Origin of the sequence: Caballeronia glebae (assembly GCF_001545035.1) — a bacterium.
Taxonomy (GTDB): Bacteria; Pseudomonadota; Gammaproteobacteria; order Burkholderiales; family Burkholderiaceae; genus Caballeronia; species Caballeronia glebae.
On record NZ_FCOJ02000103.1, the window covers coordinates 1 to 12,215 of the forward strand.

Annotated in this window: 15 protein-coding genes and 1 pseudogene; 9 read left to right on the top strand and 7 right to left on the bottom strand. The window is 63.2% G+C overall.

Features of this window, described 5'->3' with window-relative positions; genetic code table 11:
* Window positions 1-255 (bottom strand): hypothetical protein (locus AWB82_RS38145; RefSeq protein ID WP_200818275.1); only part of this gene is annotated, 255 nt, incomplete at its 3' end.
* Between the two features lie 192 nt (window positions 256-447).
* Here AWB82_RS38145 and AWB82_RS35055 point away from each other — a divergent pair.
* Window positions 448-1,194, top strand: coding sequence for an SDR family NAD(P)-dependent oxidoreductase (locus tag AWB82_RS35055; RefSeq protein ID WP_086973855.1), 747 nt, complete (start codon window positions 448-450; stop codon window positions 1,192-1,194).
* Between the two features lie 26 nt (window positions 1,195-1,220).
* On the opposite strand, the gene AWB82_RS35060 is transcribed toward AWB82_RS35055, so the two are convergent.
* Window positions 1,221-1,916, bottom strand: coding sequence for a CBS domain-containing protein (locus AWB82_RS35060; protein ID WP_086973867.1), 696 nt, complete (start codon window positions 1,914-1,916; stop codon window positions 1,221-1,223).
* A gap of 193 nt (window positions 1,917-2,109) precedes the next feature.
* On the opposite strand from AWB82_RS35060, the gene AWB82_RS35065 reads away from it, so the two are divergent.
* The 3 genes from AWB82_RS35065 to AWB82_RS35075 all read left to right on the top strand — a co-directional run bounded on the left by AWB82_RS35065 (window position 2,110) and on the right by AWB82_RS35075 (window position 5,112).
* Window positions 2,110-2,712 carry a hemerythrin domain-containing protein gene (locus AWB82_RS35065; protein WP_086973856.1) on the top strand — a complete coding sequence of 201 codons (603 nt, stop codon included), beginning with the start codon at window positions 2,110-2,112 and terminating at the stop codon, window positions 2,710-2,712.
* Window positions 2,713-3,251: 539 nt separating this feature from the next.
* Window positions 3,252-4,349 (top strand): glycosyl hydrolase, encoded by a 1,098-nt coding sequence (locus AWB82_RS35070; RefSeq protein WP_086973857.1) that lies wholly within the window; start codon window positions 3,252-3,254, stop codon window positions 4,347-4,349.
* A gap of 301 nt (window positions 4,350-4,650) precedes the next feature.
* A complete protein-coding gene (locus AWB82_RS35075) occupies window positions 4,651-5,112 on the top strand; it encodes a ferredoxin reductase domain-containing protein (protein WP_235023574.1) in 462 nt (153 codons plus the stop codon).
* A 10-nt stretch (window positions 5,113-5,122) separates the two neighbouring features.
* Here AWB82_RS35075 and AWB82_RS35080 read toward each other — a convergent pair whose 3' ends face one another.
* Entirely contained in the window at window positions 5,123-5,788 is a 666-nt protein-coding gene (locus tag AWB82_RS35080) for an HAD family hydrolase (RefSeq protein WP_086973858.1), read from the bottom strand.
* A gap of 157 nt (window positions 5,789-5,945) precedes the next feature.
* Here AWB82_RS35080 and AWB82_RS35085 point away from each other — a divergent pair, with 157 nt between their 5' ends.
* Genes AWB82_RS35085 through AWB82_RS35105 form a run of 5 tightly spaced genes read left to right on the top strand, consistent with a single transcriptional unit; the run spans window position 5,946 to window position 10,426 of the window.
* Window positions 5,946-7,172, top strand: a complete 1,227-nt coding sequence (locus AWB82_RS35085) for an FAD-dependent monooxygenase (RefSeq protein ID WP_086973859.1) — start codon at window positions 5,946-5,948, stop codon at window positions 7,170-7,172.
* A 1-nt stretch (window position 7,173) separates the two neighbouring features.
* Complete coding sequence (locus AWB82_RS35090) at window positions 7,174-7,929, top strand: maleate cis-trans isomerase family protein (RefSeq protein ID WP_086973860.1); 756 nt, start codon at window positions 7,174-7,176, stop codon at window positions 7,927-7,929.
* Complete coding sequence (locus AWB82_RS35095; protein WP_086973861.1) at window positions 7,926-8,741, top strand: alpha/beta fold hydrolase; 816 nt, start codon at window positions 7,926-7,928, stop codon at window positions 8,739-8,741. The genes AWB82_RS35090 and AWB82_RS35095 overlap by 4 nt, the downstream gene beginning before the upstream one ends.
* 18 nt (window positions 8,742-8,759) lie before the next feature.
* Window positions 8,760-9,800: a M29 family metallopeptidase gene (locus tag AWB82_RS35100; protein WP_086973862.1), complete on the top strand. Its 1,041-nt coding sequence runs from the start codon at window positions 8,760-8,762 to the stop codon at window positions 9,798-9,800.
* The gene (locus AWB82_RS35105; RefSeq protein WP_086973863.1) at window positions 9,797-10,426 is read left to right on the top strand and encodes an N-carbamoylsarcosine amidohydrolase; all 630 of its coding nucleotides are present in this window, start codon (window positions 9,797-9,799) and stop codon (window positions 10,424-10,426) included. The genes AWB82_RS35100 and AWB82_RS35105 overlap by 4 nt, the downstream gene beginning before the upstream one ends.
* On the opposite strand, the gene AWB82_RS35110 is transcribed toward AWB82_RS35105, so the two are convergent.
* The 4 genes and pseudogenes from AWB82_RS35110 to AWB82_RS35125 form a co-directional block, all read right to left on the bottom strand.
* Window positions 10,392-10,721: a hypothetical protein gene (locus tag AWB82_RS35110; protein ID WP_086973864.1), complete on the bottom strand. Its 330-nt coding sequence runs from the start codon at window positions 10,719-10,721 to the stop codon at window positions 10,392-10,394. The genes AWB82_RS35105 and AWB82_RS35110 overlap by 35 nt on opposite strands.
* A gap of 168 nt (window positions 10,722-10,889) precedes the next feature.
* Window positions 10,890-11,108 (bottom strand): hypothetical protein, encoded by a 219-nt coding sequence (locus AWB82_RS35115; RefSeq protein WP_086973865.1) that lies wholly within the window; start codon window positions 11,106-11,108, stop codon window positions 10,890-10,892.
* Between the two features lie 94 nt (window positions 11,109-11,202).
* Window positions 11,203-11,946 carry an acetoacetyl-CoA reductase gene (gene phbB / locus AWB82_RS35120; RefSeq protein ID WP_086973866.1) on the bottom strand — a complete coding sequence of 248 codons (744 nt, stop codon included), beginning with the start codon at window positions 11,944-11,946 and terminating at the stop codon, window positions 11,203-11,205.
* A 131-nt stretch (window positions 11,947-12,077) separates the two neighbouring features.
* A pseudogene (locus tag AWB82_RS35125) lies at window positions 12,078-12,215 on the bottom strand (acetyl-CoA C-acetyltransferase); the annotation flags it as partial.

Here is a 12,215-nt window from a genome sequence, read left to right on the forward strand (position 1 = left end):
AACGGCGGCGGCGGTCACGGCGGTGGTGGCAACGGCGGTGGTGGTGGCGGTGGCGGCAATGGCAATGGCAACGGCGGCGGCCACGGCGGTGGTGGCAATGGCGGCGGTCACGGCGGTGGCGGCAACGGCGGTGGCAATGGCAATGGCAATGGCAATGGCAATGGCAATGGCAACGGCGGCGGCGGCCACGGCGGTGGTGGCAATGGCGGTGGCCACGGCGGTGGCGGTGGCGGCAACGGTGGTGGCGGCGGCCACGGCGGCCGTTAATCCCGCAGCACGGCGCAAGGAAGAACCGATGCCCTTAACACGGCATCGGTTTTTTCTTTTAACGCACTCACCCGCGGCGCACACATCGCCGAGAGACGATCATCGATCGAATCGCAATCAGCGGAATCATCGCGACGCGCGCAAACTAGGTCCTTCCCACTCGCGACGAAGGACCCCGCCATGTCCGCTCATACCCTCGACCTGAACGGCCGCGTCGCGCTCGTGACCGGCGGCTCGCGCGGCATCGGTCGCGCGATTTCGCTCGGTCTCGCGGCATCCGGCGCATCGGTGGCGGTCAACTATCGGCAGCGCGAGAACGAGGCCGCCAATGTCGTCGCGGAAATCGAGCGCATCGGCAATCGTGCGATCGCGGTGCGCGCCGACGTATCGATAGGCGACGACGTCACCGCGATGATCGACGACATCGAGCAACGTCTCGGCCACATCGACATTCTGGTGAACAACGCGGGCACCGCGACGATGATCGATATCGACGATCTCACCGAAGCCGATTTCGACCACACGCTAGCCGTCAATCTGAAGTCGGCGTTTCTCTGCACGCATGCCGTGCTGCCCGGCATGCGCGCGCGGCGCTGGGGCCGCATCGTCAATCTGTCGTCGGCGGCGGCGCGCGGGCCGGGTCTGGTGGGCATTCACTACAACGCATCGAAGGCGGGCCTCGAAGGTCTGACGCGCGGCTACGCCGCCCGGCTCGCGCGCGATGGCATCACGGTCAACGCGGTCGCGCCCGGACCGATCGACACCGAGATGGCCGGCCCGCTCAAGGCATCGAACGTGGCGCAGCGGCTGCCCGTCGGCCGGCTGGGAGAAGCGAGCGAAGTCGCGGACGTCGTGATGATGATCATCGGCAATGCGTTCATCACCGGACAGACGATTCCCGTCAACGGCGGCGCGAGCTTCATCTGACCGACGCAGCGATTAAACGCGCGCTGCTAGCCCTGCGGCGGAACGATCTGCGGCGGTCCGACGTGCGTCACAACTTCCTTGACCCCCGGCGCATTCTCGGCCGCGACGCGAACGGCCTTCGCTTCGTCTTCGTTCGTGACCGACGTCCAGAGATGCACCGTCCCGTTCTCGACGATGACGTTCTCGCGTGTGAGCGCCCAGGGATGGCCCGACATCGCGGCGATGACCGCCTCGCGGATCGAGTGATCGCTGATATCGACATCGACGGGCAACTCGGGCGCCATTGTCACGAGCGCGCGAATGAGATTGGCGCGGCTCACGACGCCGACCACTTTGCCGTCGCGCATCACGGGCACGCGCTTGATGCGCTTGCGTTCGAGCAGCTCGGCGATGTCGGCGACCGGGCATGTTTCGCTCACCGTCGCGACGTCGGTGGTCATCACATCCCTGACCTTCCTCGCGTGCTCCTTGACATACTGGCTCGCCAGTTCGCGCGTCGATGCAACCAGTTCGAGCCACCACGCACGCTGTTTGACGCCGGTCCCGATCTCCGCGCGGTGCATCAGATCGCCCTCCGTGACGATGCCGAGCAAGGTTCCGTCCTCGTCGATCACCGGCATTCCGCTGATGCCGGCGAATACCATCGTCCCGGCGGCCTGGCGCACGGACATGTCGGGACTGGCGGAAACGATCTTTGTCGTCATGATGTCGGCAGCTCGCACGTCGATCTCCTTCAAGGAAGACAGCAGCGTTCTGGATAAGAGTCACGGCGCCAGCGGCGTGTGCTCATTGTCTCGGCCGGCGCGTGCCATGCCGTTGATACAGGTCAATCGTGCAAACGGGCGCGGTGAAAAAATGACGGCAGCCCTTTCGCGCCATACGCGCGCGGATACGAACCTATTATCGGGAGCCGCCATGAACGATACAACAGAACGCGCCGCGATACACGTCATCCGGCTCGATCACAAGCGCCTCGCCGCGGTCACGGCGGCGATGCTCGAATTCGTCCACATGCTCGGCCGAGGTGGCGCGGCGCCCGACCCCATCGTGTTGCGTGCGATGCTCTACTACATCCGCGAATATCCCGAGCAGTTTCATCATCCGATGGAAGATCGACTGCTCTTCGCGGCGCTGCGAAACCGCACCGATGCGTTCGACAGCGTGCTTGACGCATTGCATCGCGAACACATGACGGGCGAAGTGCGCCTGCGCGATCTGGAACACGCGCTCACGCGCTTCGAATTAAAGGGCGAGTCCGCGCTGTTCGGTCTGCGCACGATCATGGAGGAATACGTCGAGTTTTGCGCGAACCACAGGCGCGTCGAAGAGACGGTGATTCTGCCCGCCACCGAGCGCTATCTTTCGGAGCTCGACTGGGCGCGCATCGACGCCGCGCTCGATAACCGCTCCGACCCTTTCCGCGAAGCGACCTTCGAGGGCGAGAGCCTGGAAAGCCTGTACCGCTTGATTGCAAAGGCGGTGCCCGCTGTCGGGGAAACCGACGGACCATCAACCTGATTCCTGTGAAGTAATTTTTTCTGGCGCGACCGCGCGACGAAAGATTTTTTTACTGCAACAGGGATTTACATTCATCTCATAAGACGATAACCTTGCTGCCGTTGATCAGGTTTCGGCAACGGTTGCCGATGTAGGGCAAAGTCTCCGAATTTAACGGAACTTTTGACCGCAAACGCGCAAACGTTGCCTATCCGACGACTCCGCCTTCGAATTGAGCCGTTTGTCATTTCGTGAGGCCCAAGAGAGCAAACGCAATCGTTTGCTCGACTCCGCCATCCAGAGCGCCTGCCGTATTGCGCACTGGACCTATCAGTGAATCCGTGCCGTTCGGTTTGTTCCTCTGCGCCCGCACATCGGCGTCGAGCAAACAAGCTTGTTCTGAGCATGTCGTTCGGATGACTAATTAGTGTCATCTCGACGACAACACGGAAACAGGCGATAGCCACGTTCGAGAGTGGCATCGTTAATCATTGACGAGGTCCGGCAGCGTTCCGGGTTTTAAGAGCCTTACGTAAATACAATTAGCACTGCCAATCGCAATGACGAACCTAAACCAGACTTCTCTTCGTAGCCTCAACCTTTTCTCGGCGCGCAAGGCCGCGGCGATCGCAACGGCGGCTCTCATGAGCGTGTTGCTCGCCGCTTGCGGCGGCGGCGGCGACACCGCACTCGACGACGCGACCGCCAAGAGCGCGACCGCGCCCGAATCGACCGCGAAGGCGGCGACCAGCACGTCCATCTTCTACGGCGCGAACGGCCGCAACACCAACGGCGGCGCGTACGACGCGACGCCCGTGGCGACGCAGCTCGCGCAACTGAAAGACATCGGCGCGACGATTTATCGTAACGACGTGTACAGCCTGAACTCGGCCAAGGTTGTCGCGAAGATGGCGCAAACAATGGCGGGCAGCGGCGTGACCGTCTACCCCGTGATCTTGCTCGGCACGGGCTACAACTCGGAGCAGGACGCTTACAACGCGGGCTACACGCTCGGCCAGCAAGTCGCGAGCACCTACAAATACAAGTACTACGAAGTCGGCAACGAACTCGAAGCGCAAGCGCTCAACGGCAACGTCGACGGCACGAGCTGGACGCACTACAAGAACCAGCCGTTCGTGCTCGCGCGCGGCGTGATTCGCGGTCTGATCGCCGGCGTGAAGTCGCAGGACAACGCGGCGAAGATCGTCGTGAACGGCACGTGGCTGCACTATGCGTTCTTCCAGATGCTGATGGACGGCTCGCAGCCCGACGGCACCCGCGGCCACCCGACCGTGAACTGGGACATCACCGCGTGGCACTGGTATTCGAATCAGGGCGACATGACGCATGCATGCGGCGGCACGGGTTGCTACGACATGCTGGGCGTTCTCCATTCGTTCGGCAAGCCGGTGTGGCTCAGCGAATTCGGCGTGCGTCCGAACTACGGCTCGGATCAGCAGATCGCGAATTACATGGTCGGCAGCACGATGATGGCGCAGTACCAGAGCGTTGCATCGAAGTACAACATCCAGTCGATCCAGGCGTTCGAACTCTACGACGACGCCGAAGGCAACTTCGGCCTGATGAAGTCCGACGGTCAGACGACGAAGGCTGCGTACTGGTCGTACAAGAACTTCGTGGCCAGCCATCCGATGTAAGTGGCGCGGGGTCTCGTCACCCCGCTGACGCACGCTTCTCCCTTCACGAGCGACCCATTGCGGTCGCTCGTTGCGTTTCAGGCCTGAAAACAGGCAGTTTTCGTCTGATCAGAGGCGTCGCGTGCTTATCGGCTCGACCGTATGACTGGTATTCCGGCGTGGCGCCTTGTCGGCGGCTGCGGTCCGCCCTACTCTGATTGCGAGCCTGCCCTTGGGATCATCGCCGGGTTGGCCATCCCATACCATCCATACACTGCCGAGTCTTTCGCCCGCGAAGGATGAAGGTCCTTTTGGAGAAGCTATGCGCGACAACCTGATGCCGGTCATCGAATGCGACGAGACATTCGTCGGCATTCCGCAGAGTCCGCCAATCGCACTCAACGAGCGCGTGCGATCCATTCTTTATTGCGGCGGACCCGGCGCTGCGTCGATCGTGGGAATCGCGAAGCGGCTTGCATCGGCGGGACGGAAATTCGAAGTGCACCACTTCGCGCAATCGACCGACCGCGCCGCTTTCCGCGATGAATTCGACGCGCTGCGCGATCACGGCAAGGTCTACCATCATCTCGACCTGACCGACGATCTGTTCGCGCAGAAAAGTGCTTTCACCATGAGTCCGACGCACGCATGCACGCAGATCTATTGCAGCGGGCCGCCCGCTTTCACGGATCTGGTCGAGCGCCAGGCGCGCGAATGGGTGCATGCGTCGAACATCCACAAGATCGTTCCCGGCGATTCCGTTACGCGGCGCGATACCGCGTAAGGCAGGCCGATTATGCGCGCTCGGACAGCGTCGTCAGATCGAGACCGAGCGCCTGCGCCAGCGCGCGCGGCGAGCGCACGACCTGCGCTTCTGGCGGAAAAAGCGCGGCGCCCTCGTCGTCGAAAGGCCATGCCAGAACGCGCATATGCGCCGCGATGGCGGCGCGCGCGCCGGTCGGGCTGTCTTCCACCGCGATCACTTCCTCCGGCGCGAGACGCAAGAGCCACGCGGCGCGCTCGTAGGGCTCGGGGCTCGGCTTGCCGTTGCGCACATCGTTCACGCTGATGGTCACGAGCGCAGGCTCTTCGATGCCGAGCGCGCGCAAATTCGCTTCGAGCAGCATGCGCGATGCATTCGACACGATCGCCTGCGTGATGCCCGCCGCCTTCGCGGCGCGATACACCTCCAGCGCGCCGGGACGCGGCACGAGCGTGGGCGCGTCGTCCAGATAGGCCCGCGCGCGGTACATCGACCACTCGGCGAAATCCACCGTCAAGCCGAAGCGCTCGCGGCACAGCGCGTGCACTTCACGTCCCGTCTTGCCGAAGACGAGCGGATGCATCTCCTCGCCCGCCTCCACGCCATGACGCGCGAGCGCCGCGATCAACGTCTTCAGATGCAGCGACTCGCTTTGCGCGAGCGTGCCGTCCATGTCCCACAAAATGGCTTTGATCAAAGCTTGATTCTTCCGTGTCGTTCGCGCGCGGTCGCCGCGAGATGCGCGCAGCCTATCACGCCGTCTCGGGCCTCGCGTTCGTCGTTGCATTTATTTATACGGCCATATAATATCTGCGCTGAATCAATACGACTTCATCTTTCGGAAGGACGAGATCATGAGCAGAACACTTCGCGTCGGCGTGATCGGCGGCGGGATTGGCGGCGTCGCCCTGACTGGCGCGCTCGCGCGGCACAGCATCGAGGTGCGGCTTTTCGAGCGCGCGAGCGTTTTCGGAGATGTGGGCGCGGGCATCCAGATGACGCCCAATGCGGTGAAGGTGCTGCAGGCGCTCGGCATCGGCGATGCGCTGCGCGACGTCGCTTTCGTGCCGCAGGCGATCGTCGGACGCAACTGGGAAACTGCGCGCGAGAACTTCCGCATTCCGCTCGCCTTGGAATGTCCGAAGCTCTATGGCGCGCCGTTCTATCACGTGCATCGTGCAGACTTGCATCGCATTCTGACGACGCTCGTGCCCGCCGATGCCGCGCGTCTGTCCACGAGTTGCATCGACGTGCGGCAGGAGAAGAACGCCGCCGTCGCCGTGTTCGACGATGGCAGCGAGTTCGAAGCCGACCTGATCGTCGGCGCGGACGGCGTGCGCTCCGTCGTGCGCTCGAAGCTGTTCGGCGAAGAAGCGCCGCGCTTCACCGGCAACATGTGCTTTCGCGCGGTCGTGCCGTTCGACGAAACGCCCGAATTCGTCAGTCCGGATTCGTCGTTCTGGCTCGGGCCGCATGCGCATGTCGTCACCTATTACGTGCGCGGCGGCGCGGCGGTGAACATCGTCGCGGTCGCGGAGACGCAAAGCTGGGTCGAAGAATCGTGGAACGCGAAATCGAGCCGTGAGGAATTGCTCGCCGCGTTCGATGGCTGGCATCCGAATCTGCAACGTCTGTTCGAGCGCGCGGAGTCGGTCTTCAAATGGGGCTTGTTCGATCGCGATCCGATGCGCGCGTGGTCGCGCGGCAACGTCACGCTGCTGGGCGACGCCGCGCATCCGATGCTGCCGTTCCTCTCGCAAGGCGCGGCGATGGCCATCGAAGATGGCTACGTGCTCGCGCAATCGCTCGCGTCGCATGGCAAGGACATCGGGAGCGCATTGCGCGACTACGAAGCCGAGCGTTTGCCGCGCACGAGCCGCGTGCAGCTCGAATCGCGTGAGCGAGGCCGGACGTATCACTTGCCGAGCGCGTTCGCGCAGAGAAAGCGCGACCTCATCTACAAGTTCAAGTCGTATCTGAATCCGCAGGCGTCGGGCATTCAGGCGAACTGGGTCTATGAATACAACGCGACCGATTTTGCGCCGAGCGCGGCCGTGTTTAACGCTTCCGTGGAGGTCTGAGATGTCGGCAAAGGTTTATCGCATCGGGCAGATCGTCCCGAGTTCGAACACGACGATGGAAACCGAAATCCCGGCGATGCTGACGGCGCGTCAAGCCATCGAACCGGAGCGCTTCACGTTTCATTCGAGCCGTATGCGCATGAAAAAGGTCGTGAAGGAAGAGCTCGCGGCCATGGATGCGGAATCGGACCGCTGCGCCGTCGAGCTTTCCGATGCGCGCGTCGATGTGCTCGGCTATGCGTGTCTCGTCGCGATCATGGCGATGGGGCACGGCTATCACCGCGTTTCGCAGGCGCGTTTGGCGCAGCACACGGCGAACAATGGCGGCGCGGCGCCTGTTGTTACGAGCGCGGGCGCATTGGTCGATGCGCTGAAGGTGATGAAGGCGAAGCGCGTCGTCGTGGTTGCGCCTTATATGAAGCCGCTCACGGAGCTGGTCGTCGATTACATACGGAGCGAAGGGTTTGAAGTCATCGACTATCGCGCGCTCGAAATTCCCGACAACCTCGATGTCGCGCGCCACGATCCGCGCAATCTGCCGGGCATCGTGGAATCGATGAAGTATCGGGACGCGGATGCAATCGTGCTCTCTGCTTGCGTGCAGATGCCGTCCTTGTCCGTCGTGCCGATGGTCGAGGCGTTGACCGGCAAGCCCGTCGTGACCGCGGCTATCGCCACCACTTACGCGATGCTGCGTGAGCTCGATCTCAAGCGCATCGTGCCGGGCGCGGGCGCGTTGTTGTCGGGGGCTTTTTGAACTCGACCTATCTCTACGGCGCGAACGTCGCCGCCAACGGTATCCGCCAGCACTATCTCCGCTATGGCGGCCCGCGCGAGCGCCGCGACGCGATCGTGCTCGTTCCGGGCATCACGAGCCCGGCAATCACGTGGGGATTCGTCGCCGAGACGCTCGGCCGTCAGTTCGACACCTACGTGCTCGACGTGCGTGGCCGCGGACTTTCCGAAGCCTCATCGACGCTCGATTACAGCCTCGACGCGCAAGCGGCCGATGTCATCGCGTTCATCGATGCGCTCGGGCTCGGACAAGCGAGCGTGCTCGGTCATTCGATGGGCGCGCGCATCGCCTTGCGCGCCGCGGGGCAAACGAAGTCCATCGCGAGGCTCGCCCTCATCGATCCGCCTGTTTCCGGTCCCGGCCGGCGCGCCTATCCCGCGCAACTCGCGTGGTACGTCGATTCGATCGCGCTCGCTCGCAAAGGCATCGACGTCGAAGGCATGCGCGCGTTCTGCCCGACCTGGACCGACGAACAACTGCGCCTGCGCGCGCAATGGCTGCACACCTGCGACGAACGCGCGGTTCGCGCGAGCTTCGAAGGCTTTCACACCGACGATGTCCACGCCGACATGCCGCACGTCAGGCAACCCGCGTTGCTGATGTCGGCCGGGCGCGGCGACGTGATCCGCGACGAAGACATCGCCGAAATGCGCGATCTGATGCCGCAACTCGAAGTCGTGAACGTGCCGAATGCCGGCCACATGATTCCGTGGGACGACGAACCGGCCTTTCATCGCGCGCTCGGTTCGTTCTTCGGCGCACCGCTCATCTGAGATTCGAGGCGACACATCATGCCAATTAGCGACTATCAACTGATTCAAGCGTGGAAAGAAGTGCTCACGCTGTCGCGGCTCGAAGCGGGTCAGACCGTGACCATCCTCACCGGCGCGGCGACGCATCCGCAGACGCTCGCGTGCGCGTTGATCGCGACGCAATCGATGGGCGCGATCGTCAACCGTCTCGATCTTCCGCCCGTCAACGGCGAGAAGGCGTTGAGCCGCGACGCCCTCGCCTATCTCGGCGAGACGCCGCTCACCGGGAACCGCGCGGCCATCGCCGCCTTGAAGGCGAGCGATCTCGTGCTCGATCTGATGACGCTGCTCTTTTCGCCCGAGCAGCACGAGATCCTCGCGTCGGGCACGAAAATCCTGCTCGCCGTCGAACCACCCGAAGTACTCGTGCGCATGACGCCGACGCTCGACGACAGAAAGCGCGTCCTGGCCGCGACGAAGCGCATCGGGCGCGCGCGCGAGATGCGCGTCACATCGAAGGCGGGCACCGATCTGCGCTGTCCGCTCGGCGAGTTTCCGGCGATCGCGGAATACGGTTTCGTCGATGAACCCGGCCGCTGGGATCATTGGCCGAGCGGCTTCGCGCTCACCTTTCCGAACGAAGGCGGCGCGAACGGGCGCATCGTGATCGATCGCGGCGACATTCTTCTGCCGCAGAAAAGCTACTGCGCGGAGCCGGTCGTGCTGACCGTAGAAGGCGGCTATGCGCGCAAGATCGAAGGCGGCGTCGATGCCGATCTTCTGCGCGAATACATGCTCTCCTTCGACGACCCCGAAGCCTTCGCGATCTCGCATATCGGCTGGGGTCTGCAAAAGCGCGCGCACTGGTCGACGCTCGGTCTCTACGATCGCGAGGCGACGCTCGGCATGGACGCGCGCGCGTTCGACGGCAACTTCCTGTTCTCGCTCGGCCCGAACAACGAAGGCGGCGGCAAGCGCACGACCGCATGCCATATCGACATTCCCTTGCGCCGCTGCACGGTCTCGCTCGACGGCGTGGACGTCGTGCGCGAGGGCAAGACCATCGAGGAAACGCCATGAACGACGAGGTTTATCAGCGGCAAGGGTTTGGCAACGATTTCGACATCGTAGGTTCTATCGGACTCCTGATCGTTGATTTCGTGAATGGTTTCGCCGATCCCGACGTGTTCGGCGGCGGCAATATCGCGCAGGCGATCGAGCGCACCGTGCCGTTGCTGCGCGCGGCGCGCGAGTTGCGCTGGCCAGTCGCGCACAGCCGCATCGTCTATGCCGACGACGACTCGGATGCGAACGTATTCTCGCTCAAAGTCCCCGGCATGTTGACGCTGAAAGAGCACGCGCACGACAGCGCGATCGTGCCGCAACTCGCGCCGAGAGACGGCGAACTCGTCGTGCGCAAGAACGTGCCGTCGGCGTTCTTCGGCACGTCGCTCGCTGCGTGGCTCACGATGCGCGGCGTGCGCACGCTCGTCGTCGCGGGCGCGGTGACGAGCGGTTGCGTGCGCGCGAGCGTCGTCGATGCGATGCAGTATGGCTTTCGTCCCGTCGTGCTGTCCGATTGCGTCGGCGATCGCGCGCTCGGGCCGCACGATGCCAATCTCTTCGACATGGCGCAGAAGTACGCGGCGGTGATGTCGTCGGAAGAATTGCTCAGCCGCGCGCGGCGTTCTCGGGCACGCAACTGAACGAAACGGTCGATGTCTGCTCTTCGAGCGAGCGCACGCCGATGGTCGCTTCCGATCGGATCGCGACGCGCTGCGAGCGCTGCCTGCAGTAATCGGAGGCGGCGTCCAGCGCCGCGTTGCGCGCCGTCACCCAGGACATGCGCGTGCCGGTCGCCTTGCCGGTGACGATGTACGTGTTGGGCTGCGCGCCGGCCGTAACGCCGCTGGTCGTGCCGCATGCGGCGAGCAGACACGCGAGTGCGATCGCTCCGGACGCGCGCGGCGTCGAGAACATCGATCTGAGATAAGAGAACATGCTGGTGAACCGTGAATTTTGAGATGCGGCCCGAATGGTACTAGCACTCGCGAATTTCTTCACGGATCAGAGGAAAGGCGCCGCACGATGGGCGCGAACAAGCGGCGGCGCGGGCATTTCCCGCGCGCCTTTTCACGATCGACCGCGTGTGCGGTCCGACGTTCTCGCTCAGGCTTGAGCGATGCGATCCAGCAGTCGTTCCAGGCGCGAGTGCTGACACGGCGCGAGTCCGGGCGTGGAAAGCGCCTGCACGACACGACCGCGCCAGTAAGTCTTGGAGAAGAGCGAATTCGCGCCTTCGAGGCTCAGCACCTGCTCGAGATGTTCGATCGCCGAATCGAGATGACCGACGCTATAAAGAAGTGTGAGTGCGCCGAGATTTTTCATGGCACGGTTCGCCGTGATACGAGAGTTTCGAATGAAGATTGAATCGATGCGGGCACGTTGCGGCGCGCGATGAAACGCGCGCCGCTCGCTGGCGTCAGCTCATGTGCTGGCCGCCATTGATCGCGATGTTCGAGCCGGTGACGAAGCCCGCATCGTCGGAGCACAGGAACGCGACGAGCGCCGCGACTTCCTCGGGCTTGCCGAGACGGCCTGCCGGAATCTGCGGAAGAATCTTCGTGTCGAGAATCTCCTGCGGAATTGCTGTCACCATCTTGGTCGCGAGATAGCCCGGCGAGATCGTGTTCACGGTCACGCCCTTCTTCGCGACTTCGAGCGCGAGCGACTTCGTGAAGCCATGCATGCCCGCTTTCGCCGCCGAGTAGTTCGTCTGGCCGATCTGACCTTTCGAGCCGTTCACCGACGAAATATTGATGATGCGGCCAAAGCCGCGCGACACCATTTCTTCGCACACCGGCTTGGTCATGTTGAAGACCGAGTCGAGATTGGTGCGCAGCACGGCGTCCCAGTTCACCTTGGTCATCTTCTTGAAGGTCGTGTCCTGGGTGATGCCGGCGTTGTTCACGAGGATATCGATCGGGCCGACTTCGGCCTGGATCTTCGCCACGCAATGTTGGGCCGAATCGTAGTCGGCGACGTCCACGCCATACGCGCGGAAGTTGTAGCCCTGGCGATCCATGCTCGCGAGCCATTCGCCGACCTTCGCGTTGCCCGGCGAATGCGTCACGACGACCGCGTAACCGGCGTCGTGCAGCTTCATACTGATCGCTTCGCCCAGACCGCCCATGCCGCCCGTCACCACTGCGATTCGCTTAGTCATGCTGATACTCCTCGTCAATTCTCTCAGGTTAATGAATCTCGGAATGGCGCCGACGCGACCATGTTGCCCGACGCTTATATTGATTTGATGACGCGTCGGGACGCGCGCGCGGCGCCGTCGTACTGCTTTCGTTACGGACGTTCCACCGCCAGCGCGACACCCATGCCGCCGCCGATGCACAGCGACGCCAGACCCTTCTTCGCATCGCGCTTTTGCATTTCGTGCAGCAGCGTGACGAGAATCCGGCAGCCCGACGCCCCGATCGGATG

Excerpts from the sequence above, each read along its gene's own strand:
- AWB82_RS35055 (WP_086973855.1), top strand. The coding sequence starts at position 448 with ATGTCCGCTCATACCCTCGACCTGAACGGCCGCGTCGCGCTCGTGACC.
- AWB82_RS35065 (WP_086973856.1), top strand. The coding sequence starts at position 2,110 with ATGAACGATACAACAGAACGCGCCGCGATACACGTCATCCGGCTCGAT.
- AWB82_RS35070 (WP_086973857.1), top strand. The coding sequence starts at position 3,252 with ATGACGAACCTAAACCAGACTTCTCTTCGTAGCCTCAACCTTTTCTCG.
- AWB82_RS35075 (WP_235023574.1), top strand. The coding sequence starts at position 4,651 with ATGCGCGACAACCTGATGCCGGTCATCGAATGCGACGAGACATTCGTC.
- AWB82_RS35085 (WP_086973859.1), top strand. The coding sequence starts at position 5,946 with ATGAGCAGAACACTTCGCGTCGGCGTGATCGGCGGCGGGATTGGCGGC.
- AWB82_RS35090 (WP_086973860.1), top strand. The coding sequence starts at position 7,174 with ATGTCGGCAAAGGTTTATCGCATCGGGCAGATCGTCCCGAGTTCGAAC.
- AWB82_RS35100 (WP_086973862.1), top strand. The coding sequence starts at position 8,760 with ATGCCAATTAGCGACTATCAACTGATTCAAGCGTGGAAAGAAGTGCTC.
- AWB82_RS35105 (WP_086973863.1), top strand. The coding sequence starts at position 9,797 with ATGAACGACGAGGTTTATCAGCGGCAAGGGTTTGGCAACGATTTCGAC.
- AWB82_RS35110 (WP_086973864.1), bottom strand. The coding sequence starts at position 10,721 with ATGTTCTCTTATCTCAGATCGATGTTCTCGACGCCGCGCGCGTCCGGA.
- AWB82_RS35115 (WP_086973865.1), bottom strand. The coding sequence starts at position 11,108 with ATGAAAAATCTCGGCGCACTCACACTTCTTTATAGCGTCGGTCATCTC.
- phbB (WP_086973866.1), bottom strand. The coding sequence starts at position 11,946 with ATGACTAAGCGAATCGCAGTGGTGACGGGCGGCATGGGCGGTCTGGGC.